The 23,830-nt window shown below is 66.7% G+C and carries 21 protein-coding genes; 10 read left to right on the forward strand and 11 right to left on the reverse strand.

The features are described from left to right. Window positions 1-43: 43 nt before the first annotated feature. The 7 genes from WG924_RS09070 to WG924_RS09100 form a co-directional block, all read right to left on the reverse strand. Window positions 44-988, reverse strand: coding sequence for a ParB/RepB/Spo0J family partition protein (locus WG924_RS09070; RefSeq protein WP_345932687.1), 945 nt, complete (start codon window positions 986-988; stop codon window positions 44-46). Further along, on the reverse strand, window positions 985-1,809 hold the full coding sequence (locus WG924_RS09075; protein WP_188579209.1) for a ParA family protein: 825 nt from the start codon (window positions 1,807-1,809) through the stop codon (window positions 985-987). Before WG924_RS09075 ends, WG924_RS09070 begins: the two co-directional genes overlap by 4 nt. Continuing rightward, entirely contained in the window at window positions 1,781-2,545 is a 765-nt protein-coding gene (rsmG, locus tag WG924_RS09080; RefSeq protein WP_345932688.1) for a 16S rRNA (guanine(527)-N(7))-methyltransferase RsmG, read from the reverse strand. Before rsmG ends, WG924_RS09075 begins: the two co-directional genes overlap by 29 nt. 5 nt (window positions 2,546-2,550) lie before the next feature. Next, a complete protein-coding gene (gene mnmG, locus WG924_RS09085; protein ID WP_345932689.1) occupies window positions 2,551-4,491 on the reverse strand; it encodes a tRNA uridine-5-carboxymethylaminomethyl(34) synthesis enzyme MnmG in 1,941 nt (646 codons plus the stop codon). A 94-nt stretch (window positions 4,492-4,585) separates the two neighbouring features. Continuing rightward, the gene (mnmE, locus tag WG924_RS09090; RefSeq protein ID WP_345932690.1) at window positions 4,586-5,992 is read right to left on the reverse strand and encodes a tRNA uridine-5-carboxymethylaminomethyl(34) synthesis GTPase MnmE; all 1,407 of its coding nucleotides are present in this window, start codon (window positions 5,990-5,992) and stop codon (window positions 4,586-4,588) included. A gap of 193 nt (window positions 5,993-6,185) precedes the next feature. Next, entirely contained in the window at window positions 6,186-6,593 is a 408-nt protein-coding gene (locus WG924_RS09095; protein WP_345932691.1) for a (2Fe-2S) ferredoxin domain-containing protein, read from the reverse strand. A 1-nt stretch (window position 6,594) separates the two neighbouring features. Continuing rightward, window positions 6,595-6,849 carry a DUF6489 family protein gene (locus tag WG924_RS09100; protein ID WP_188579218.1) on the reverse strand — a complete coding sequence of 85 codons (255 nt, stop codon included), beginning with the start codon at window positions 6,847-6,849 and terminating at the stop codon, window positions 6,595-6,597. Window positions 6,850-6,976: 127 nt separating this feature from the next. On the opposite strand from WG924_RS09100, the gene WG924_RS09105 reads away from it, so the two are divergent. The 4 genes from WG924_RS09105 (at window position 6,977) to WG924_RS09120 (ending at window position 11,694) form a co-directional block, all read left to right on the forward strand. Beyond that, window positions 6,977-9,043, forward strand: a complete 2,067-nt coding sequence (locus tag WG924_RS09105) for a thioredoxin domain-containing protein (protein ID WP_345932692.1) — start codon at window positions 6,977-6,979, stop codon at window positions 9,041-9,043. A gap of 54 nt (window positions 9,044-9,097) precedes the next feature. Beyond that, entirely contained in the window at window positions 9,098-9,682 is a 585-nt protein-coding gene (locus tag WG924_RS09110; RefSeq protein WP_345932693.1) for a methylated-DNA--[protein]-cysteine S-methyltransferase, read from the forward strand. Between the two features lie 96 nt (window positions 9,683-9,778). Then, entirely contained in the window at window positions 9,779-10,474 is a 696-nt protein-coding gene (locus tag WG924_RS09115; protein WP_345932694.1) for a dienelactone hydrolase family protein, read from the forward strand. 242 nt (window positions 10,475-10,716) lie between these two features. After that, window positions 10,717-11,694 (forward strand): quinone oxidoreductase family protein, encoded by a 978-nt coding sequence (locus WG924_RS09120; RefSeq protein ID WP_345932695.1) that lies wholly within the window; start codon window positions 10,717-10,719, stop codon window positions 11,692-11,694. Between the two features lie 152 nt (window positions 11,695-11,846). On the opposite strand, the gene rho is transcribed toward WG924_RS09120, so the two are convergent. From rho to hemE, 4 genes are all read right to left on the reverse strand, one after another. After that, complete coding sequence (gene rho, locus WG924_RS09125; protein ID WP_345932696.1) at window positions 11,847-13,106, reverse strand: transcription termination factor Rho; 1,260 nt, start codon at window positions 13,104-13,106, stop codon at window positions 11,847-11,849. 743 nt (window positions 13,107-13,849) lie between these two features. Further along, window positions 13,850-14,296, reverse strand: coding sequence for a protoporphyrinogen oxidase HemJ (hemJ, locus tag WG924_RS09130; RefSeq protein ID WP_345932697.1), 447 nt, complete (start codon window positions 14,294-14,296; stop codon window positions 13,850-13,852). A 61-nt stretch (window positions 14,297-14,357) separates the two neighbouring features. Further along, complete coding sequence (gene hemH, locus WG924_RS09135; RefSeq protein ID WP_345932698.1) at window positions 14,358-15,491, reverse strand: ferrochelatase; 1,134 nt, start codon at window positions 15,489-15,491, stop codon at window positions 14,358-14,360. Window positions 15,492-15,500: 9 nt separating this feature from the next. Next, window positions 15,501-16,553, reverse strand: coding sequence for a uroporphyrinogen decarboxylase (hemE, locus tag WG924_RS09140; protein WP_345932699.1), 1,053 nt, complete (start codon window positions 16,551-16,553; stop codon window positions 15,501-15,503). Between the two features lie 915 nt (window positions 16,554-17,468). Here hemE and WG924_RS09145 point away from each other — a divergent pair. The 6 genes from WG924_RS09145 to WG924_RS09170 all read left to right on the forward strand — a co-directional run bounded on the left by WG924_RS09145 (window position 17,469) and on the right by WG924_RS09170 (window position 23,812). Next, entirely contained in the window at window positions 17,469-18,329 is an 861-nt protein-coding gene (locus WG924_RS09145) for a pyruvate, water dikinase regulatory protein (RefSeq protein WP_345932811.1), read from the forward strand. Between the two features lie 28 nt (window positions 18,330-18,357). After that, window positions 18,358-19,002 carry a Maf family protein gene (locus WG924_RS09150; RefSeq protein WP_345932812.1) on the forward strand — a complete coding sequence of 215 codons (645 nt, stop codon included), beginning with the start codon at window positions 18,358-18,360 and terminating at the stop codon, window positions 19,000-19,002. After that, the gene (locus tag WG924_RS09155) at window positions 18,999-19,904 is read left to right on the forward strand and encodes a shikimate dehydrogenase (protein WP_345932700.1); all 906 of its coding nucleotides are present in this window, start codon (window positions 18,999-19,001) and stop codon (window positions 19,902-19,904) included. Before WG924_RS09150 ends, WG924_RS09155 begins: the two co-directional genes overlap by 4 nt. 5 nt (window positions 19,905-19,909) lie before the next feature. Further along, window positions 19,910-20,593 carry a dephospho-CoA kinase gene (gene coaE, locus WG924_RS09160; RefSeq protein ID WP_345932701.1) on the forward strand — a complete coding sequence of 228 codons (684 nt, stop codon included), beginning with the start codon at window positions 19,910-19,912 and terminating at the stop codon, window positions 20,591-20,593. A gap of 63 nt (window positions 20,594-20,656) precedes the next feature. Beyond that, the gene (gene dnaQ, locus WG924_RS09165) at window positions 20,657-21,340 is read left to right on the forward strand and encodes a DNA polymerase III subunit epsilon (RefSeq protein ID WP_345932702.1); all 684 of its coding nucleotides are present in this window, start codon (window positions 20,657-20,659) and stop codon (window positions 21,338-21,340) included. Window positions 21,341-22,207: 867 nt separating this feature from the next. Next, window positions 22,208-23,812 carry a YifB family Mg chelatase-like AAA ATPase gene (locus tag WG924_RS09170; RefSeq protein ID WP_372044877.1) on the forward strand — a complete coding sequence of 535 codons (1,605 nt, stop codon included), beginning with the start codon at window positions 22,208-22,210 and terminating at the stop codon, window positions 23,810-23,812. The last annotated feature ends 18 nt before the right edge of the window (window positions 23,813-23,830 follow it).

The following is a 23,830-nucleotide window of genomic DNA, read 5'->3' on the forward strand; positions in this document are numbered from 1 at the left end:
GTCCTTCTTATCGGTCATACTCGTCATACCGGTGGTCGCCGCATTACCCGCGGGAGGTCAGCCGGGCCAGCAGGTCATCCAGGTCTTCGAGCGAACCGTAACTGACCGAGAGCATGCCCGCCTGCGGTGAACTCGGGGTGATGGTCACCTTCAGCCCCAGCGTTTCGCTCAGATCTTCTTCCAGTCGCAGCGTATCGGCGTCCTTGGTACCGGCGGCAGCGGTCGGGGCGGCATCGCCCGCCGCCTTGCGCGGCCGGCCGCCGGCCGGCTTGCGGCTGCCATCGCGGCCGGCGCGCTTTTCGGCGTCGCCGCGGGCCAGATCCTCGGCATTGCGCACGGTCAATCCACGATCGACGATCCGCCGGGCCAGGGACGCCGGGTCCTCGGCGGTGGCAATGGCCCGGGCATGGCCCATGGTCAGCCGGCCATCGTCGAGCATTTCCTTGACCGCGTCGGGCAGGTTCAGCAAGCGCAGCATGTTGGCGACATGGGCGCGGCTCTTGCCGATCACCCGGCCCAGCTCTTCCTGCGTATAGGAGAACTCGCCCATCAGCCGGCGATAGCCCTCGGCTTCTTCCAGCGGCGTCAGATCCTGGCGCTGGATGTTCTCGACCAACGCGATTTCCAGCGCGTCATGATCCGCCATATGGCGGACGATGACCGGCACCTCATGCAGCCGGGCAATCTGGGCCGCCCGCCAGCGGCGTTCGCCGGCGACGATCTCGAAGCGGCCATCGTCGACCGGTCGGACCAGGATCGGCTGCACCACACCACGCTCGCGCAGGCTGGCGGCAAGCTGGGCCAATGCCTCTTCGTCGAAATGGCGGCGCGGCTGATAGCGGCCGGGATGCAGCCGCTCGATCGGCATCATCCGGATGTCGCCCACGGCGGCGGCCGGGGCTGCGTCTTCAATCACGGTATCGCCCAGAAGCGCCGACAGGCCACGGGCCAGGCCGCGCTTGCGGCCGCCGGTTTCCTCCGCACTCACGCAGCCACCCCCCGTTCACGCTTCAACACCTCGCCCGCCAGATGGATATAGGCACGGGCACCGGCACAGCGATGGTCATAGAGCAGCACGGGCTTGCCATGGCTCGGCGCTTCCGAGACCCGGACATTGCGGGGGATCACCGTCTTGTAGACCTTGTCGCCAAAGAAATTGCGCACATCGGCGGCCACCTGATTGGACAGGTTGTTGCGGTTGTCGAACATGGTCAGCACCACGCCCTGAATATCGAGCCGGGGATTCAGCGACCGCCTGACCCGATCGACCGTCCGCACCAACTGGCTGACGCCTTCCAGCGCAAAGAACTCGCACTGCAGCGGTACCAGCACCGCATCGGCCGCGACCAGCGCGTTCAGGGTGAGGATACCGAGCGACGGCGGGCAGTCGATGAACAGATAGTCATACCGCGGTAGTCCCTCGGCTCCCAACGCCATCCGCAGCCGCCGTTCACGGGCCGGCCGCTCGATCAGCTCGATTTCGGCACCGGTCAGGTCGACCACCGAGGGCACCACATCCAGCCCCGGCACTTCGGTCTTGACGATGGCGTCCTTGAGCGAGGCATCGCCCATCAGAACATCGTAGCTTGAGGGATTGCGCCGCGAGGCATCGATGCCCAGGCCGGTGGACGCATTGCCCTGCGGATCGAGATCGATCACCAGAACCCGCTTGCGCGCGGCGGCAAGCGCGGTGGCAAGGTTGATCGCGGTGGTGGTCTTACCCACGCCGCCCTTCTGGTTTGCGATGGCCAGCACGCGACCGGGGCCCGCAGGCGCCGCATCAGCGGGATTGGTCACGGTCTTGGACACGAGACAGCCCCTTCGCTTCAAGGATGACGCCATCCTCGTCGGTCATACTTCTATGGCATACCACCTGCATTGTCCAGCATGCACGGGCAGATGCCAGCTCGGCCGGCGCCTGCGCGCCTTTCAGGAACCAGAATACGGCATCGGGCCCGGCGAGTGGTACAGCCATGTCAAACAACCGGTCGAGTGGCGCCAGCGCACGGGCGGTGACGATGTCGGCGCCGAATGGTTTCAGCCGTTCGATCCGTTGGGCATGGACCGTGACCGTGATCCCCATCGCCCGCGCCGTCTCACGCAGGAAAATCGCCTTGCGGGTATCGCTCTCGACCAGATGAACCTCGAAATCGCCCAAGGCCGCGATCACCAGCCCGGGAAAGCCGGCGCCCGAGCCCAGATCGACCAGCCGCCGGCCACGGCCCGGACCGATCAGCGGCAGAAGCTGCACCGAATCGAGCATATGGCGACGCCACAATTCGGGCAGAGTTGCCGGCCCGACCAGATTGATCGCACCCTGCCAGCGGATGAGACTCCGAGCGTAAACCTCCAGCCGGCCGATTGTTTCACGTGGAACCTCAGGCAGAAGATCAAGGATGCGCGGCCAGACCCGGTCATGGTCGGCACCGGGTGCCGCGACGCTGTCGGCAGCCGTCGATCGGCGGCTGTGGTCGGGATCTGATCTGCCCGGTGGTTTGCCCTGTGGTTTACCCGGTAGTTTACCCTGTGCGGGCTTGCGCGCCATGCTCCCTACTCCGCCGCCGCCACGGCCGCGACATGACCGCGCCGGATCGCCCCGATGACCAGGGTCAGCGCCGCCGGCGTCACCCCGGCAATCGCCTGAGCGGCGGCAATGGTGGCGGGACGGTGACGATCGAACTTCTCGCGCATCTCCGACGACAATCCGCCAACCTGGCGATAATCGAACCCGTCGGGAATCGCCAGCCCGCCCTCGCGCCGCCAGGCCGCGACATCGGCCTCCTGCCGGCCGAGATAGCCGTCATAGCGGGCCTCGATTTCGATCTGTTCAAGGATGTCGGGGCGAAGAGCGCCAAAGGCTGGCCAGATGCCGGCGAGCAGATCCCGGCCGGCTTCCGGATGAACCAGCAATTGCGACAGGCTGCGCGGCCGGCCATCGCGGTTGACCGGGATGCCATGTCCACGGGCCTGCTCGGCCGTGAGGGTGAGCGACCGGGCCATCTGCCGGGCCTCGCCCAGCGCCGCCATCTTGGCCGCATGGGCGGCACGCCGCTCCGGCCCGATCAGGCCCAGGGCCGCGCCCTCGTCGGTCAGCCGCAGGTCGGCATTGTCGGCCCGCAGCAACAGCCGGTACTCGGCGCGCGAGGTGAACATCCGATAGGGCTCGTCGGCGCCCCTTGTGGTGAGGTCATCGATCATCACCCCGGTCAGCGAGCGGCCCCGATCGGGCAGAAGTCGCCGGCCGCCGCTGTGGGCGGCACCGCCTTCGCCCGCCGCCAGCGCTGCATTGGCGCCGGCGGTGAGGCCCTGGGCCGCCGCTTCCTCATAACCGGTGGTGCCGTTGATCTGGCCGGCAAGATACAGCCCCGGCATCACCCGGCTTTCAAGCGTCGGCAACAGCGAGCGCGGATCGACATAATCATACTCGATCGCATAGCCCGGCCGGATGATCCGCACCGCTTGGAGCCCGGGGATCTGGCGCAGCATCAGCGCCTGTGCCGCTTCCGACAGGCTGGTGGAAATGCCGTTGGGATAGACGGTGTCGTCGTCCAGCCCCTCGGGTTCAAGGAAGATCTGGTGACTGTCCCGATCGGCGAAGCGGACCACCTTGTCCTCGATCGAGGGACAATAGCGCGGCCCCCGCCCGGCGATCCGCCCGGAATAGACCGCACTTTCGTGCAGATGGGCCCGGATCACGTCATGAGCCGCCGGCGTGGTCTGGGTGATGTGGCAGGCGATCTGGGGCACGGTGATCCGGTCGGTCATCACCGAGAACGGCCGTGGCGGACTATCGCCATGCTGGATGGTCAGCGACGCCCAGTCGATCGTCCGCCCGTCGAGCCGTGGCGGCGTGCCGGTTTTCAATCGACCCATCGGCAGATCGAGCGCTTCGAGTCGCGCACCCAGTGCCGCCGCCGGCGCCTCCCCCACGCGGCCGGCCGGGATGCGACTGTCGCCCAGATGGATCACCCCGCGCAGGAAGGTGCCGGTGGTGAGCACCACCGCCGCCGCGGTCAACCGCCGGCCGTCGGCCAGAACGACGCCCGCCGCCCGCCCGGCATCATCGACGATCAGATCGTCGACCGCGCCTTCAACGATGTCGAGCCCGGCGGTCTGGGTGACCAGATCGAGCATGGCCGCGGCATAGAGCTTACGGTCTGCCTGCGCCCGCGGCCCCTGCACTGCCGGTCCACGGCTGGCATTGAGCATCCGGAACTGAATACCCGACCGGTCGATGGCCCGCGCCATCAGCCCGTCAAGGGCATCGACCTCCCGCACCAGCGTTCCCTTGCCGATGCCGCCGATCGCCGGATTGCACGACATCGCGCCGATGGTGGCACGGTGATGGGTGACCAGAACGGTCCGCGCCCCGATGCGGGCCGCAGCGGCCGCGGCCTCGACCCCGGCATGCCCGCCACCGATGACGATGACGTCGACGCCCCCGACACGGGCCACCGGCCGCGATGCGCTGGTCTGGGCGGTATCGGACATCACCTCGGTCCCCCATTGTTTCACGTGGAACATCATCGGCCAAGGGCCTCATCCGACGTCGTTTTCCGCCGGCGCCTCATGTTCCGTCTGAATATCATTTGCCGATGCAGAACTCTCGAAAAATCGCATCCAGCAGGTCTTCGACATCGATCCGGCCGGTGATCCGGCCCAGCGCATCACCGGCCATCCGCAGGTCCTCGGCCACCAGCTCCAGCATCGGCACCGGATGATCGAGGCCGGCAACCGCCGCCATCAAGCCGTCGGCCGCCGCCTCCAATGCCGCACGGTGCCGTGCCCGGGTGATCATCGCCCCCTCGCGGCCGCCGGTGAGATCGGCTGCAATTCCGCTGAGCCGGCGAGCGAAATCTTCCATGCCCAGCCCTGAAACGCAAGACACCGCCGACGCCTGATGACCGGGTGGCAGGGTTGCGGTCAACGCCGTGACCGCCTGATCGCCGAGCTGATCGCGACGGGTCAGCACCACCGGATCGCCCGGCCGCGCACCAGCTTCCGCCAGCAGAGCACCCAAGCCTCCGGCCGCCGCGATCCCGGCCGGATCGACCACGACGATCCGGATGTCGGCCGTGCCCGCGCGGGCGCGGGCGCGCCGCACACCTTCAAGTTCGATCGGATCGTCACTGTCGCGCAGGCCCGCGGTATCGATCAGGGTGACGGCGACACCGTCCAGATCAAGCGCCACCTCGATCAGATCGCGGGTGGTGCCGGGCCGGTCGGTGACGATGGCGATGTCACGCCCGGCAAGCGCATTGACCAAGCTCGACTTGCCGGCATTGGGCCGCCCGATCACCGCCGCAACCACGCCGTCACGCAGCCGTTCCCCCGAACGGTCATCGGCCAGCGCCAGCCGCAACTCGGCGGCAAGCTTCAGGATCGCCGGGGCGACGCTGCGGGCGATGCCATCGGGCACGTCTTCATCGGGAAAATCGATCTCGGCCTCGACCATGGCCGCGGCCCGGATCAGACGCGCGCGCCAGTCCTCGACCATCCGCCCCAGCCGGCCACCGAGCTGCGCCAGCGCCTGACCCGCCTGGGCGGCGGTATCGGCGGCGACCAGATCGGCAACGGCTTCGGCCGCGGTGAGATCGAGCCGGCCGTTGAGCACGGCGCGACGGGTGAAATCGCCTGGCCCCGCCGGCACCAGACCCGGCAGCCTGCCCAGCGCGTCGAGCACACCCGCCACCACCGCCGGTCCGCCATGAAGATGAAGCTCGGCCGCATCCTCGCCGCTATAGCTGGCAGGGCCTTCGAAGCGCAGCACCAGCGCCTGATCGAGCATCCGGCCATCGGCCGGATCGACCAGCCGCCGCACCACCGCCATCCGGGCCACCGGCAGATCGCGCCCGCCGGTCAACGCCGTCAGTGCCGCATCGGTCGCCGGACCCGACAGGCGAATAATCGCCACCGCCCCCCGCCCCGGCGGCGTCGCCCGCGCGAAGATAGTGGCTGGTCGCGCCCCCGCCGATGACGGCATGGCAGGCATCGGCGAAGATGGATCGGAAGCAATGGTCACGACAGACGGCGGCCCTGGATGATAGGAGGCATCGGCACAGCGCCCCTGACCCTGATCAGAGACATGGCCGCGAATGCAACAGGGCCGGCACCGCGAACAGCGCCGGCCCCATTGGCCACAGGATGCGGGGGTCAGCCGCCGGTGACAAGACCGGGATGACGGATCAACCGGCTGCGGCCGCCGCCTTTGCCGCCGCCCGTGCCTCGGCCAGTGCGGCCTTGGCCCGCTCGTCGTCGCCCGGCTTCAACATCAGCCGCTCGACCCGACCGCCGCCGGCTATGTGAACCGTCAGGATTTCGTCGATATCCTCGGTGGTCCGATAACCGTACCAGACACCTTCGGGATAGATCACCAATGTCGGCCCCAACTCGCAGCGATCCAGGCAGCCGGCATTGTTGACCCGTGCGGACGGGATGCCGAGTTCCTTGGCGCGGGCCTTCATATAATTGCGCAGCTTCGTGGCACCGCCTGCCTCGCAGCAGCCGCGCGGATGCCCGGCCGGGCGTTCGTTGGTGCACACGAAAATGTGCCGCTCGTAATAGAGCGGCGGGTCGAGACGTTCCCCGCTCACGTCAACCGTCCTTCTTGACGCCTCCGGTGGTGCCGGCAGCGGCGAGACCGGTCCAGAATTTCTGCATCTGGTCCCAGCCCTGCCCTCCCGGCATCCAGCTTCGGATCATGTGGTCGCTGTCCATGTTCTTGATCGCCGACGACATATGCTTCTGCATTTCGGCAAGGAACATGTCATGGAGTGGCGTCAGGTCTGGCAGACCCACCGCGCGGCGGGCCTCTTCGGGCGTGCAATCGAGATCAACAGAGATCTTCATCGGGCAGGTTCCCTGATTTGCTTCGCTCGTCCGCGCTTGCCACACACGGTCATGGACGCCACTTGGTTAGGACAGTCCGTGATCGCTGCCGAGAATGCAAGCGCCAACACACTCGTAGGTTTAAATGATGTCCGGTAACTCACTTCACAGGGAAGTCAGCCCCTATCTCCTTCAGCATAAGGACAATCCGGTGGACTGGCAGCCCTGGGGCCCGGAGGCCTTCGCGCGTGCCAGGGCGGACAACCGGCCGATCCTGCTGTCGATCGGCTATGCCGCCTGTCACTGGTGCCATGTGATGGCGCATGAGAGTTTCGAAAAGCCCGAAACCGCCGCCGTCATGAACCGTCTGTTCGTCAACGTGAAGGTCGATCGCGAGGAACGGCCCGACGTCGATGAAGTATACATGGCGGCTTTGCAGGCCCTTGGCCAGCCCGGCGGCTGGCCATTGACCATGTTCCTGACCCCCGACGGCGCCCCGTTCTGGGGGGGCACCTATTTCCCGCCCGAGCCACGCCATGGCCTGCCGGCCTTTCGTGACATGCTCGAACAGATTGCCAGAATATACCATGACCAATCCGATGACGTGCGTCACAACGCATCCGCGATTGGCACCAAACTGGCCGTTCTGGCCCAGAGCCGGCCAGGCCCCCTGCCCGCGCCGGCACAGGTGATGGCAGCAGCGGTTCGTGTGGCCGGGATCTATGATCTGCAGCAGGGCGGCATACGCGGCGCCCCGAAATTCCCCAACACCCCACTTCTGGCGCTGCTGGATGCCGCCACCGCCAGAGGCGGCGCTAACGCCCGCAAACCCGCCGAGGCGCTGGACATCACCCTGCACCAGATGGCCGCCGGCGGCATCTATGACCATCTGGGCGGCGGCTTCGCGCGCTATTCGGTGGATGCCGAATGGCTGGTGCCGCATTTCGAAAAGATGCTCTACGACAACGCCCAGTTGCTGCCGATCTATGCCCGCGCCGCCGCCAGGACCGCGGCTGCCGGCAATCCGGTGTCCGTCTTCACCGAGCGGGTGGCCGAAACCGTGGCCTGGCTGGAGCGCGAGATGGAAACCGGCGGCGGTGCCTTTGCCAGCAGCCTGGATGCCGACAGCGAGGGTGAGGAAGGCCGGTTCTATGTCTGGACGCCTGAACAGGTGGCCGATGTCCTGAGCCCTGAAGAGGCCACGCTGTTCAACCGGGTCTATGACATCGAGCCCGGCGGCAATTTCGAGGGCGCGTCGATCCCCAACCGGCTGTTCAGCGGCGAGCGGTTGTCGGACGAGGTGGAAGCACGGCTGGCCGACATCCGCGAAACGCTGCGGCTGCACCGCGAGGCGCGGGTGCATCCCGGGCGTGACGACAAGGTTCTGGCCGATTGGAACGGGTTGATGATCGCGGGCCTGGCCGAGGCCGGCATGATCCTGGACCGGCCGGACTGGATCGCCCGCGCGGCGCGCGCCTTCGATGCGGTGGTGGCAAGTCATGGCCGCGACGACGCCCAGGGCCCCAGGCTCGGCCATGCGGCGCGCGCCGGGCGGCTGGTCTATCCGGGGCTGGTGGATGATTATGCGGCGATGATTCTGGCGGCCATTGCTCTGGATCAGGCGGCGCGCGACGATGATGGCGGCCGGCGCCTGGCGCTGGCCCGGGGCTGGGCCGACACGGTGGAGCGCCATCATGCCGCATCGGGCGGCGGTTATCATATGACCGCCGATGATGGCGAGGTGCTGCCGGTGCGCAGCCGCCCCGCCGCCGACAATGCGCTGCCATCGGGCAACGGGCTGATGGCCCAGGCGCTGGCCCGGCTGTTCCTGGCCACGGGCGACGACACCTATGCGGCCCGTGCCCGCGCGACCATTGCCGCCTTCTCGGCCGATGCCGACCAGAACCCGTTCGGCATCGCCTCGCTGCTGGTGGCAAGCCTGCTGCTCGACACGGCCGATCAGGTGGTCATCGCCGGTCCGGCCGGCGCGCCCGAAACCGAAGCCCTGTGGCGGGCGGCGGCGGCCAGCGGCCGGCCGCTGCTGGACCTGCGCCGGATCGACCCCACGACCCCCCTGCCCGCCGGCCATCCGGCCACCGGCAAAGCCATGGTCGACGGCCGCGCCACCGCCTATCATTGCCAGGGCACACGCTGCGGATTGCCGATCCACGATCCGGCGGCATTGGCGGCAGCACTTCTGCCCGACGCGGCTTGAGGGCAGCACCCTGTCATCCGCCGGCAGCGCCGGCGCATCAGGACCGGAGGCGACATGACCGACACCCACATCGCGACACCGCCGCCATCAGGCCGGATCCGCGCCGCATCGGCCCGGACTATCGCCACCCGGCTGGTGACCGATACACCGATGGGGCCGGTGCGGATTGCCGCCAGCGCCGATGCTCTGGTCGCCCTCGACTGGTGCGATCCGGCAGATCTGCCGTCCGCCGCTCAGAACCGCGTCACGGGAAGCCCGCATCCGTCGGTCACGGCTTTGCTGGACGAAGCCGAAGCCCAGCTTCGCGCCTATCTGGCGGGAGAGCTGATGCAGTTCGACCTGCCATTGGCGCCAGCGGGCACCGATTTCCGCCGCGCGGTCTGGCAATCCATGCTCGATATTCCATATGGTGAGACGTTGACCTATGGCGCCATCGCCCGGCAACTGGGGTCGGTGGCGCGGGCGGTCGGCGGCGCCTGCGGGGCCAACCCGATCCCGATCATCATCCCCTGCCACCGGGTGGTGGGGGGTGGTTCATCAATCGGGGGTTTCTCAGCACGGGGTGGCGTTGACACCAAACGGTTTCTGCTTCACCTTGAGCGGGCCCGGATGCCGGGCGAAACCCTGCGTCTGCTCTAGAAGCCTGTGGTCTCATCATACGGGCCGGATTGGTGCGGGGATCGCGGCAGACGCGGATATCATGTCCTTGATCCAGAAAGCCGAAGGGACCGAATAGTGGGCAGCATGGTTCAGATCACAGCCAAAGATGGCGGCACGTTCGAGGCATATGTGGCCAGGCCGCGCGGTGGCAGCGGGCCGGCTCTGGTGCTGATCCAGGAAATTTTCGGCGTCAATCACCTGATGCGCTATCAGGCCGATTGCTTCGCCGCCAAGGGCTTCACGGTCGTCGTGCCGGACCTGTTCTGGCGCCAGGAGCCCGGCATCATGCTGACAGATCAGAGCGAGGCCGACTGGCAGCGCGCCTTCGAACTGTTCCAGGGCTTCGATGTCGACAAGGGTGTCGACGACATCGCCCAGACCGTGGCCTATGCCCGCGGCGAAAGCAGCACCGGCAAGGTCGGCGCCATCGGCTGGTGTCTGGGTGGCCGTCTGGCCTTCCTGACCGCCGCCCGCACCGATATCGATGCCTCGGTCAGCTATTACGGCGTGATGCTGGACGAGCATCTGGGCGAGGCCGGCAATATTTCAGGCAAGGTGCTGATGCATGTTGCCGCGAAGGATGATTTCGTCCCGCCAGAGGCCCAGGCCAAGATCAAAGACGGCCTGTCGGGCAATCCTCAGGTGGAACTGCACGTCTATGAGGGCTGCAACCATGCCTTCGCCCGCCCCGGCGGCGGCAATTTCGTCCAGGAGGCGGCGCTGAAGGCCGACGACCGCACCCTCGCCTTCCTGAACGAGACCATCGCCTGAACGAGACCATTGCCTGAACGAGACCATCGCCGGAACGAGATCATCGCCGGAACCCTGGCGACCAGATATGCGAACCATGGGGGCGGCTCTTCAGAGCTGCCCCTTTTTCGTTCGCTGCCGGCCTCGGGAAACGGGCTGTTCCGTTCCGGGCCCGGGCAGCGCCATTGCATGACGACGCGCCGTCGCCGATCATCATGGCCCAAACTTGGACACCCGCCCCGCAAATGCAAGGAGACACCCCCATGGTGAAGGCGATCAGGATCGAGAAGACCGGCGGCCCCGAGGTCATGGCCTATGTCGAGGTCGAGGTCGCGGCGCCCGGCCCCGGCCAGATCCGCATCCGGCACACGGCCGTGGGCCTGAACTTCATCGACGTCTATTTCCGCACCGGCCTGTATGCCCTGCCTGCCCTGCCCGCGGTGCTCGGCATGGAAGGCGCCGGCGAGGTGGTGGCCGTTGGTGACGGCGTCGACGACCTGAAGCCGGGCGACCGGGTTGCCTATGCCAGCGGCCCTGTCGGCAGCTATGCCGAGGAACGGCTGATCGCCGCCGACCGCGTGGTGCCGGTGCCCGATACGATCGACGACGTCACCGCCGCGTCGATGATGCTGAAAGGCATGACCGCACAATACCTGTTGCGCCGTACCTATCCGGTCCAGGCCGGCCAGACGATCCTGATCCATGCCGCGGCCGGTGGCGTGGGCCAGATTGCCTGCCAATGGGCCAAGGCGCTGGGCGCCACGGTGATCGGCACGGTCGGTTCGACCGAGAAGGCCGAGCTGGCGCGGGCCAATGGTTGCGATCACACGATTCTCTATCGCGAGGAGAATCTGGTGGAGCGGGTCCGCGCGCTGACCGATGGCAAGGGCGTGCCGGTCGTCTATGACTCGGTCGGCAAGGACACCTTCATGGCCTCGCTCGACTGCCTGCAGACCCGTGGCTATATGGTCAGCTTCGGCCAGTCCTCAGGGTCGGTCGGGCCGGTCGATCTGGTGGTACTGAACCAGCGCGGCGGCCTGTACGTCACCCGCCCCTCTCTGATGCATTATACCGGCACCAAACAGGAGCTGCGCGACACCGCCCGGGATCTGTTCGACGTGGTGACATCGGGCAAGGTCAAGGTGGGGGCCGCCCGCACCTATCCGCTCGCCGACGCCGCCCAGGCGCATCGCGATCTGGAAGCCCGCGCCACCACCGGCGCCACGGTTCTGATCCCCTGATCCGCCCCCTGATCGGATGATGCCCGATCGGATGATCGGCCAGTCAGATGGTACCCTGAGTTCCACGTGAAACGGCCGCCGCACCTGCAATGGGTACGGCGGCCGTTTCACGTGGAACATCATTCGGTCGTGATCAGAAGGGCCTGCGGCCGTCAGCTGTTCATCGAGTCGAAGAAGTCGGCATTGCTCTTGGTATGCTTCAGCTTGTCGACCAGGAAGTCCATGGCATCGATCGTGCCCATGGGCATCAGCACGCGACGCAACACCCACATCTTCGACAAGGTGCCGCGATCGACCAGCAGCTCTTCCTTGCGGGTACCGGATTTGCCGATATCGATCGCCGGGAAGGTGCGCTTATCGGCCAGCTTGCGGTCGAGAATCAGTTCCGAATTGCCGGTGCCCTTGAACTCTTCGAAGATCACCTCGTCCATGCGCGACCCGGTGTCGATCAGCGCGGTGGCAATGATGGTCAGCGAACCGCCCTCTTCGATGTTGCGGGCCGCACCGAAGAAACGCTTCGGGCGCTGCAGGGCGTTGGCATCGACACCGCCGGTCAGCACCTTGCCCGAGGACGGGACCACGGTGTTGTAGGCGCGGGCCAGACGGGTGATCGAGTCGAGCAGGATCACCACGTCACGCTTGTGTTCGACCAGCCGCTTCGCCTTGTCGAGCACCATTTCCGCGACCTGAACATGGCGCGAAGCCGGCTCGTCGAAGGTGGAGCTGATCACCTCGCCCTTCACCGACCGGATCATGTCGGTCACCTCTTCCGGCCGCTCGTCGATCAGCAGCACGATCAGATAGCATTCCGGATGGTTGGTCGCGATCGCATGGGCGATGTTCTGCAGCAGCACGGTCTTGCCGGTGCGCGGCGGCGCCACGATCAGGGCGCGCTGGCCCTTGCCGAAGGGCGACACCAGATCGATGACCCGGGTCGCCGTGGTGGTCTTCTTCGACGGGTCGGAGAGTTCCAGGTTCAGCCGCTCATTGGGATAGAGCGGGGTCAGATCGTCGAAATTGATCTTGTGCCGGGCATGGTCCGGCTCTTCGAAATTGATCGTGGTGACCTTGAGCAGCGCGAAATAGCGCTCACCCTCTTTCGGCGCCCGGATCTGACCGTCGACCGTGTCGCCGGTGCGCAGGCCGAAGCGGCGGATCTGCTGGGGGCTGACATAAATGTCATCCGGCCCTGCGAGATAATTGCTTTCCGGGGCCCGCAGGAAGCCGAACCCGTCCTGAAGTACTTCGAGCACGCCACCGCCATGGATGGCGACATTCTGTTCGGCCGACTGCTTCAGGATCGCGAACAGCAGATCCTGCTTGCGCAACGTGCCGGCGTTCTCGACGCCCAGGGTTTCGGCGAACTGCAACAGTTCCGCCGGGGTTTTCGTCTTCAGTTCCTGCAGGTTCATGCGATGGATTCCGATCGGGGGCCGGCAGCCCGCAAGGCTGCACTGACCCTATGCCATACACTGGTCGGGCCGGGCGATAAACGGCCGGGCCGTCCGGACGTCAGGCCGGGATAGATCGATCGCACTTCGCGCTCAGGCATATGGATGAACGCCCGGCAGACCGCCGGACGGTTCACGATCATGCTGTCACCCGGACCGGCGGATGCTGGTGACCGGAGATTGCCGGAGACCAACCCGAACCGGCGGTCGCCGTTTCGCGCCGGCGCCCGATGACAGACCCATGATGACAGGCCCTGAAGAGGTTCGATCGACAAGGAAGGACGTGATGGACCACGTCGGCGTATACAGCCGGGCAATCCGCTGACCGGTATCGGCAGCCACGGTCCCGGATGATAAGTCCACCCGAACCAGCCAGATTGGCCGTGAGCCAGACAAGGCTGCAAGGTTGGGTGACACCACCGGGCAAACGGGCCGCGTCGCGACGCCCATCCGTATGATCCGTCTTGGCTGGCCTGACGTTCCGGCCTGCCATCGACCGAGGAGCGGGTGTCCCGATACCGGCTTCATCGGCACGTTGACCGTACCGATGCCTAATCAGTTAGCGCTTCGGATGGCCGCTGTCAAACCCGATACGACAGAAACACCCCCTGCTTTGGTCGATTTTCGCGGAAAACCACCCGACGGGGATCAGATCGACCCGGCACATCCCCCCGTTCAGGGGCATATCCCGGCACATCCGCCGGTCAGAACGGCTTCACGATCACCAGAATGACGATGGCGATCATCAGCAGGGTCGGCACCTCGTTCATCCAGCGATAAAACCGCGCCGGCCGGGTGTTGCGATCCTCGGCAAAGGCCCGGGTCCAGCCGACAAAGGCACCATGCATGCCCGACATCACCAGCACCAGCGCCAGCTTGGCATGCAGCCAGCCTTCCGACAGCGACACCGCGCCCGTCGCCAGAATGCCCAGGCCGAACAGCCAGGTGGCGATCATCGCCGGATTGATGATCGCTTTCAGCAGCCGTCGTTCCATCACCTTGAACCGCTCCGACACCTCGGAACCGGGGACGGCGTCGGCGTGATACACGAACAGGCGCGGCAGATACAGCATGCCAGCCATCCAGGCGATGACCGAAATCACGTGCAGCGCCTTGATCCAGGGATAGGCACCCGCCAGGCTGTCGATCATCGGCTATGGCTCCGTTGGCTTGGGTCGTTGAGAACGGGCTCAAGATGGCGGCACGGCAGGCTCAGGCGTGGCTCAGCCGTGCGGCACGGCAGGCGCACTGGCTGAAGCTGGCCGGACAGCCGGTGCCGGCCACATCCGGCGCGACCGGCCGGCCCCCGCTTGCCGTCAGCCGGTCCAGCCCCTGCACCACCAGATCGCCCAGCCCGCCGATGAAGGCCGGATGCACCGATGGTGTCGGCACCCGGTAATAGGGCATGGCGCCGGCTTTCTCCGCCAGTTCGCGATATTCGATGTCGAGTTCCACCAGGGTCTCGACATGTTCGGACACGAAAGCCACCGGCACCACGATCAGCGCCCGGCCATCATGGCCGGCCCGCTCCACTTCCGCATCGGTGGACGGGCCGATCCATTCCAGCGGCCCCACCCGGCTCTGATAGCAGACCTGCCAGTCGAGATCATCCGGCCCCGAACGGCCGATCAGCGGCGCCAGTGCGGCCACGATCGCCGCACAGCTCTGTTCCACCTGCCATTGATAGGGATCGCCGCGCTCGATGATCTTCTTCGGCAGACCATGGGCCGACAGCAGCAGCCGCACCGGCCTGGCCGGCCCGCCATCCGCGCCGGTCTCGGCCTGACGCCAGCGTTCGGCGATCAACTCGGCATGGGCACGGATCAGCCCGGGCTGCTGCGGATAGCAGCAGAGGGTGGTCGTCGGCACATCAAGGCCCGCACGGCGCGCGGCTTTGGCCCAGTCCTTCAGCGACGAGGCGCTGGTCGAGGTGGAATATTGCGGATAGAGCGGCAGGGCCACGATCCGATCAGGCGACCAGGCCTTGACCTCGGCGGCGACCCGGTCGGCGAAGGGATGCCAGTAGCGCATCACCGGCCAGGTCTTCACCGTCATGCCCCGGCCGGCAAGATCGGCCTCCAGCGCACGTGCCTGGGCCTGGGTTTCCGGCAGCAGGGGGGAACCACCGCCCATCAGGGCGTAGTTCTGGCGGGCGAATGGCGCCCGCCTGCGGCTGATCAGCGTGGCGATCGCCCAGCGGATCAGCGCCGGGGCGCCGATGATCGCCGGATCGTTGAACAGGTTGAACAGGAACGGCCGGACGGCGTCGGGACCATCCGGGCCGCCCAGATTGAATAACAGGATAGCAATTCGTCCCGTTTCCGAATTATCACGTTCCTGGATCATGACCTGTCTTTACACCCGGTCGGCATCGGCGGCCCGTACCGCTTCGACCACCTGAGCCACATGATCAGGATTGGTGGACGGCAGAACGCCATGGCCGAGATTGAACACGAAGCCGCCCATCGGGGCCAGGCGGTCACATATCGCCCGCACCCGGCGGATCATGTCCGGCCCGCCCGCGACCAGACGGCCGGGATCGAGATTGCCCTGAACGGCCACATGCGGCCGCAGCCGCCGGGCGATGGCCTCGACGGTCCAGGTGGGGTCGATGCTGACCGCATCGACACCCGCATGCAGGGCGAAGCTCTCATATAGCGTGCCGGCGCGGTTGGGAAAGCCCGTGATCGGCACATCGGGATGATTGGCCCGGATCCGGCTGGCGATGGCGCGGATCGGGGCGACCGTCCAACGCTCGAAGGCGTCTTCATCCAGCGTGCCGGCCCAACTATCGAAGATCTGCACGGCCTCGGCACCGGCTGCGATCTGGGCTTCGAGATGCTGGACGGTGGCATCGACCAGCAGGTCGATCAGGCGTTGAAACCCGTCCGGATCGCCATAGGCCCAGCGCTTGGCCTTCAGAAAATCCCGGCTCGATCCGCCTTCCAGCATATAGGTGGCGACCGTCCAGGGGGCGCCGGCGAAACCGATCAGTGCCTTGCCGGCCGGCAGGGCCGCCTTCACCCGGGCCGCGGTTTCATAGACCGGCTTCAGTTTCTCAGCCATGGCGGCCAGATCGAGCGCGTCGAGTGCCGCCGTCCCGGTCAGCGGTTCGAGCTTCGGCCCTTCGCCTTCGACGAACCAGACCTTCTGGCCCAGTCCATGGGGGACGACCAGGATGTCGGAAAACAGGATCGCCGCATCCAGGTCGAAGCGGCGCAAGGGCTGAAGGGTCACTTCGGTGGCGAAATCGGGCGTGTAGCACAGATCGAGGAAGCCGTTCGCCTGGGCGCGCAACGCACGATATTCGGGCAGATAACGGCCAGCCTGACGCATCAGCCAGATCGGGGTCCGGTCCGGATGCCCGCCCTTCAGGGCTGCGAGCAGCGGCTTGGTGGTCTCGGTCATCGATGCGGTCCTCGGTTCCCTGTCAGGCAAAACGGCCGCGTCGATGGATGACATCGACCGGCCCTGATCCCGGTGCGACGGATCATGCCCTGCACCGGCGGGCGACACCAGCACCGTCACCGGGCCGGCTTTCGTTTTGGCCCGCGACCGAATGTCCCAGCCGGCGCTTTCGAGCGACGAACCCCGGTACCTGTTGCCGTTTCGGCAACGGCTTCAGTGGTCTCGACCAGGGGCGGGCATCGGGCTGGTACCCGATCGGGGCGCGGTGTCCGCCACACATCATGACCTCAGACCCGGTTTGTGGACAAGACCGCCTCCTCTCAAATGAAAGGAGAGGATTGGGATGAAGGCTGTAGAGGATAGTAGGTGCCTGTGGATAACGGGGATCCCCACCCGTCCACAAACCATCCACAGATCCATCCTCATGTGGGCAATCTCAAGGGGCTCTGCGGGTGTGAGCGTGGATAACTTCGGAGTCAGGCGTTTTCTCGCAGGGGATAATGTCGTGGATAACGTGGAAAACTCCGAATCCGGCCGACCTCCTCCCGGGGTCGGTGCAGCCCACGCCCTGAAGAAGCCCACATGGAGACGGCTCGGCGGATGACAGATGAAACATGGTGACGCAATATGAGCGCCCAGCCCCGAAACGGCTTTAACCCCCATGATTCCCGGTTATCCACAGACGTGAACAAGAAGCGAACAAAATGAGAACACGAACGCTGCCGCGATCTCTGTTCCCGTGCTGCTTGCTGTGGTACCGAGGATCACCCTGCTCTGCCGGAGACCCCCATGCCTGACCGGAAAACCGAGCCTGATGCCGCGTCGGCGCCGGCGGTCGATGCCGGCACCGGCACCCTACCGGCGATCCCACCTGCAGCCGGAATGCCACAGTCAATCGACAATGATGCGGCGATGATGCCGCTGCGCGGTGGCGCCCATGGCGTGGATGCCGCCCGCCAGCAGGTGTTGTTCGACCTGCATCTGGTATCGGATTCAAGCGGTGAGACCGTGAACACGGTCGCGCGCGCGGTGCTGGCCCAGTTCGACGGCGTCGATGCGCGCGAGCATGTCTGGTCGCTGGTCCGGTCCCCTGCTCAGCTTGAGAAGGTGATCAATTCGATCGAGGCCCATCCGGGGCTGGTGATGTACACCCTGGCGTTGACAGAACTGCGCGAGCGGCTGGAAGAGGCCTGCCGGCGCCTGAAAGTGCCGTGCGTGCCGGTTCTGGACCCGATCACCGACATCGTCAGCGGCTATCTGGGAGTGACGGTGTCGCGCCGGCCCGGCCGCCGGCACATGCTGGACCAGGAATATTTCGCCCGGATCGACGCGATGCATTTCGCCCTGATCCATGATGACGGCCAGTCGCTATGGGATATTGACGATGCCGACGTGATCCTGGTCGGCGTGTCGCGCAGTTCGAAAACCCCGACCGCGATCTATCTGGCCAATCGGGGCGTGAAGGCCGCGAACGTGCCGCTGGTGCCCGGTCATCCGCTGCCCGACGAGGTGGAGGCGGCAACCCGGCCGTTCATCGTCGGCCTGACCACCAGCCCGGAGCGGCTGGTCCAGATCCGTCGCAACCGTTTGTTGAGCCTGAACCAGCCCGATGACAGCGAATATATCGACCTGGAGGCGGTGCGCACCGAGGTGATCGCCGCCCGCCGGCTGTTCGAGCGCAAGGGCTGGCCGTCGATCGACGTCACCCGCCGCTCGATCGAGGAAACCGCCGCGGCGATCTATCAGATGTATCTGCGCCATATCGGCGACAACTGACCCAGTGGACACCGGAGACCCGATGACCATGGCCGACCACGACCCGCAAGATCAGGCGCCGCCCGGTGATGCGCCCGAACCCCGGCTGATCCTGGCCTCGGAAAGTCCGGCGAGGGCGGCGATGCTGCGCGGCGCCGGGCTGGATTTCATCGCTCTGCCCGCGCGGATCGACGAGACCGCGGTGAAAGAGGCGATGCAGGCCGAGGCGGCGCCGCCTGAGGATGTGGCGGTGATGCTGGCCGAGATGAAGGCCCGGCGGCTGAGTGCCCGTGCCGGCCGCTTGGCCGTGCTGGGCGCCGATCAGATGCTGGTCGCCGATGGCCGCTGGTTCGACAAGCCCGCCAGCCGCGCCGACGCGCGCGCCACCCTGGAAGCCTTGTCGGGCCGGCGCCATGAGTTGATCTCGGCGGCGGTGGTGATGGTGGATGGCAACCGGGTCTGGCATGCCATCGGCCGTGCCCGGCTGACCATGCGGCCGCTTTCGGCCGCGTTCATCGAGCATTATCTCGACCGCGCCGGCAACGACATGCTGACCTCGGTGGGCGCCTATCAGCTCGAAGGACTGGGTGCACAGTTGTTCTCGAAGATCGAGGGTGATTACTTCACGATACTGGGATTGCCATTGATCGAACTGCTGGACTTCCTGCGCGGCCGCGGGGTGATCGAGACATGAGCGCGCAGCCCACCGACATGCCGCCGGCGCCGCACCCCGGCTGGATCAGCGGCAAGGCCCGGCTGGCCGGGGTGATCGGCCATCCGGTCAGCCATTCGCGGTCGCCCCGGCTGCACGGTTTCTGGCTGGCCCGCCATGGCATCGACGGCGCCTATCTGCCGCTGGCGGTGGACCCGGCCGATCTGGCGGCGGTGCTGCATGCCCTGCCCCGGATGGGGTTTCGCGGTGTGAACCTCACCCTGCCGCACAAGCAACTGGCGATGGCGATGGTCGACCGGATCGATCCCGCCGCCCGCGCGATCGGGGCGGTGAACACGCTGGTCTTCGATGACGCCCATGGCATCGCTGGCTATAACACCGACGGCTATGGTTTTGGCGCGGCGCTCGCAGCCGGTGCCCCCGGCCGCGACGTGGTGGCGCCGGCGCTGGTGCTGGGGGCGGGTGGCGCGGCGCGCGCCGTGGTCCATGCGCTCGCCACGGCCGGATGCACCGAGATCCGGATCGCCAACCGCAGCGGGGCGCGGGCGGCGGCGCTGGTTGCCGATCTGGGGCCGCATCTGCCCGGCTGCCGGCTGCTGGCGGTGGACTGGCAGCAACGCGGGCAGGCGCTGGACGGCTGCGGCACCCTGGTCAACACCACCAGCCTGGGCCTGGCCGGCCAGCCGCCGCTGGATATGGCGCTGGATATGGCCGGCGCCGGCCTGGTGGTGTCGGATATCGTCTATGATCCGCTGGACACCCCCCTGCTGGCCATGGCCCGCGCGCGCGGGCTGGTGGCGGTGGACGGGCTGGGCATGCTGCTGCATCAGGCAGTGCCGGGTTTCGAGCACTGGTTCGGCCTGCGGCCGGTGGTCGACGATGCCCTGCGCCGCCATGTCGCGGCCGATCTGATCGGAGACTGAGGTTTATGCAGATCATCGGCCTGACCGGATCGATCGGCATGGGCAAATCGACCACATCGACCATGCTGCGGCGGCTGAAGGTGCCGGTCTTCGATGCCGACGCCACGGTTCATCAGCTTCTGGCACCCGGCGGCCGCGGCTTCGGGCCGGTGGCCGAGCGCTTCCCCGAAGCGGTGCGCGATGGCCGCATCGACCGGGTGGCGCTGGGCGCCCGGGTCTTCGGCCGCAAGGCGGAATTGCGGGCATTGGAGCGGATCCTCCACCCGCTGGTCCGCGACGCCCAGCACCATTTCATCGCAACCCATGCCCGCCGGCGCGCGCCGCTGGTGGTGCTGGATATCCCCCTGCTGTTCGAAAGCGGCGGCAACCGGCGGGTCGATGCGGTGCTGGTGGTGAGCGCCCCCAACTGGGTGCAGGCGCGCCGCGTGCTGGCGCGGCCGGGGATGACCCGGCCCAAATTCCGCGACATCCTGGCCAAACAGGTGCCGGATGCCGAGAAGCGCCGCGGCGCCGATGCGGTGATCCAGACCGGGCTTGGCCGCGCCCATGCCTTCCGCGCATTGACCCTGGCCCTGGACCGGCTGGCCGGCCGGCCGCACCGGATGTGGAAGAGCCATTGGCAGCGCCCGCGCCTGCATCATCCACGCAGTCAGCCACCAACCGGCGCCAGACGGCGGCCGGGCGGCTGATACCGACCGCCGTTCCGCACGCGCTTTCATCCAAGCTACCCAGCCCACCCGGAGACCCGCCCGATGCGCGAGATTTCGTTCGACACCGAGACCACCGGCTTCGACCCGGCGACCGGCGACCGGATCGTCGAGATCGGCTGCGTGGAGATTCTGGATCAGGCGCGCACCGGCGCCGAATTCCACGTCTATATCAATCCGGAACGCGATGTGCCGGAGGCGGCGGTGGCGGTGCACGGCCTGACCTGGGAGCGGCTGAAGCCAGAACCGGTTTTCGCGGCGGTGGCGGACCGGTTTCTCGACTTCGTGGGCGACAGCCCGCTTGTCGCGCACAATGCCAGTTTCGACATGCGGTTCATCAATGCCGAACTTGCCCGGCTGGGCCGCGCGCCGATCCCGATGAGCCGGTCGATCGACACCGTGCAGATGGCCCGGATCCGGTTTCCCGGCGCGCCGGCCAGCCTGGACGCGCTGTGCCGCCGGTTCGGCGTCGACAACAGCGGCCGCGATCTGCATGGCGCGCTGCTCGACGCCCAACTGCTGGCAGAGGTGTATCTGCACCTGCTGGGCGACCGTCAGCGCGGCTTCGATCTGGCCGCCGACCGCCGGAGCGATGGCCAGACAGATGGCCGCCGCCGCACCATCGCCCGCCCGCCCCGCCCCCATGCGCCGACACCGGCCGAACTGGAAGCCCATCAGGCCTTCATTCTGAAAGAGGTCAAAGCGGCGTTGTGGCTGGCTGAAGACTGAGCCGGGTTTCAGTCCTCGCCGTCACCCTTTGCCTTCCGCCGTGACCGCCCTTTGCGGCCACCCTGCTTCTGCGACGATCTGCGGCGGCGCAGCCTGTGCCGCGGCGCGGCGGTCATTGACAGATCCATAGGGCGGTCTGACCGGCGGGATAATATTTCACAAATTGATATAACCTGCTGTTGCATGACATCATGGTTAAAGTCCAACTTTCGGATCATTTGACTATGAGGGGACTGGCCAGATCATGGTGGTTATGACTGCAATTTGGTGCAGGGCGACCGATATTTTGGATATTTTTTTAAGATAAGGTGGATGTCCGCCGCGATTTTTACCTTGCCTTCCACGTTTTGGTGGCGATCTTTGATGAAGAGACGTGATATCCGTCTGCGGATACACGATTTAAGGTTTCTTTGGATAATCTAAAACTACCGTCGCGTGCCTATCTGCGGTATAGGCTGTCCATTCACACTGGGCTTTCTTCTTTAGGTAACAAATTAACCATAGTACTATCGTATCGGTAGTTTATTCGTGTTGATTACCCGTCAAGGTATTTAAGCTTGTCTGACAACCCGCTTTAGCTGTAAATGTCGGGAAGAACTTGATTTAAACTCCATGATTATTGACGAAATCATGGCGGTCGACTAACGATCAGGTAGAACAGTATGGCGCACAGATAGCACGCCACACGCCCACGGCGTGCGGCGGAGGAGTTTCCTGCGTGCAGGCGTTGTGGATTGAGTGCTTCGGCAGCGGCCGACCCGCTGGTGCGCGCGGCCGTGCCGATGTGACGTGCGTCCGGCGTTTGTTGAAACCCACCGGCGGCAGCGGCCGGCGGGCCCTGCACGCGCATGAAATGGCTGGCGCGTGATGGCACATGTAGACACGGTGGCGTTGGTTGGCATTCGGGCGGTTCCGGTTGAGGTTCAGGTGGCGATCTCGGCCGGCCTGCCGGCCTTCGCCGTGGTCGGCCTGGGCGACAAGGCGGTGACCGAGGCGCGCGAACGGGTGCGCGCGGCGCTGGGTCGGCTGGGGCTGACCCTGCCGCCCAAACGGATCCTGGTCAATCTGGCGCCGGCGGGGCTGGTCAAGGAAGGTTCGCATTACGACCTGCCGATCGCGCTGGCACTGATGCTGGGCATCGGCGCCCTGCCGGCCGGCGCGCTCGACGGCCATCTGGCGCTGGGCGAATTGTCGCTGGATGGCGCGCTGGCACCGGTGGCGGGCGTGCTGCCGGCGGCGGTGATGGCCGCTGAAACCGGCCGGCGGATCATCTGCCCGGCGGCGAATGCCGACGAGGCGGCCTGGGCCGGCGATCGTCATGCGGTGGTGGCCGCGGCCGATCTGCTGGGGCTTCTGGGGCATCTGTCGGGCCGCAGCACCCTGCCGGTGCCGGCCGAACCCCGGCTGGACGACGACCCGCCGGCGCCGGATCTGGCCGATATCCGCGGCCAGCCTCTGGCCCGGCGGGCGCTGGAGGTGGTGGCGGCCGGCCGGCACAATCTGCTGATGATCGGGCCGCCCGGCGCCGGCAAATCGATGCTGGCGCGGCGCCTGCCCGGCCTGCTGCCCCCTTTGTCACCGCCGGAATCGCTGGATCTGTGCCTGATCGAGAGTGTGGCCGGGCGTGGTGCGATCCGCCCGCGCATCCGCCGGCCGTTCCGCGATCCGCATCATTCGGCATCGGCCGCCGCCCTGGTCGGTGGTGGCAACCGGGCGCGCCCTGGCGAGATCAGTCTGGCGCATGGCGGTGTGCTGTTCCTGGACGAGCTGCCCGAGTTTCAGCGCGCCACCCTGGAAGCCCTGCGCCAGCCGATCGAGCAGGGCGAGGCGGTGGTGTCGCGGGCGGCACTGCATGTGTCCTATCCGGCGCAGGTGCAGGTGATCGCGGCGATGAACCCGTGCCGCTGCGGCCATGTCGCCGATCCGGCGCTCGCCTGCCCGCGCGCGCCGCGCTGCGCCGTCGATTACCAGACCCGGCTGTCCGGGCCGCTGCTGGACCGGTTCGACATGACCATCGAACTGGCGCCAACCCCGCCGGCGGCCATCCTGACCCAGGGGCCGGGCGAGGCCAGCGCGCCGGTGCGCGACCGGGTAATGGCCGCCCGTGCCCGCGCCAATGCCCGTAATCACGCGCTGGTGGCCACGCCCGAAATGCCGGCGCATCTGCGCCGGCCACTGTGCAATGCCGAACTCGACGGCGTGGCGCTGGACCGGGCGGCGGTGCTGGAACCGGACGCCCGAGCCCTGATGCTGACGGCGGCCGACCGCCTGCGTCTGTCGGCACGGGGCATGACCCGGGTGTTGCGGGTGGCGCTGACCATCGCCGATCTTGCCGGCCGTGACACCATAGGCCGGGCGCAACTGGGTGAGGCGCTTGCCTATCGCCGCCCACCACGGCTGGCCGCAGGCATGCGTGTGCCACCCTCCGATGGGGGCGGAAACCGGCCCCGTCTTCCCCATCATCACCAGTGACCAACGGACCGCTTCCGA

The organism is Tistrella arctica (assembly GCF_039630945.1).
GTDB classification, from domain to species: domain Bacteria; phylum Pseudomonadota; class Alphaproteobacteria; order Tistrellales; family Tistrellaceae; genus Tistrella; species Tistrella bauzanensis.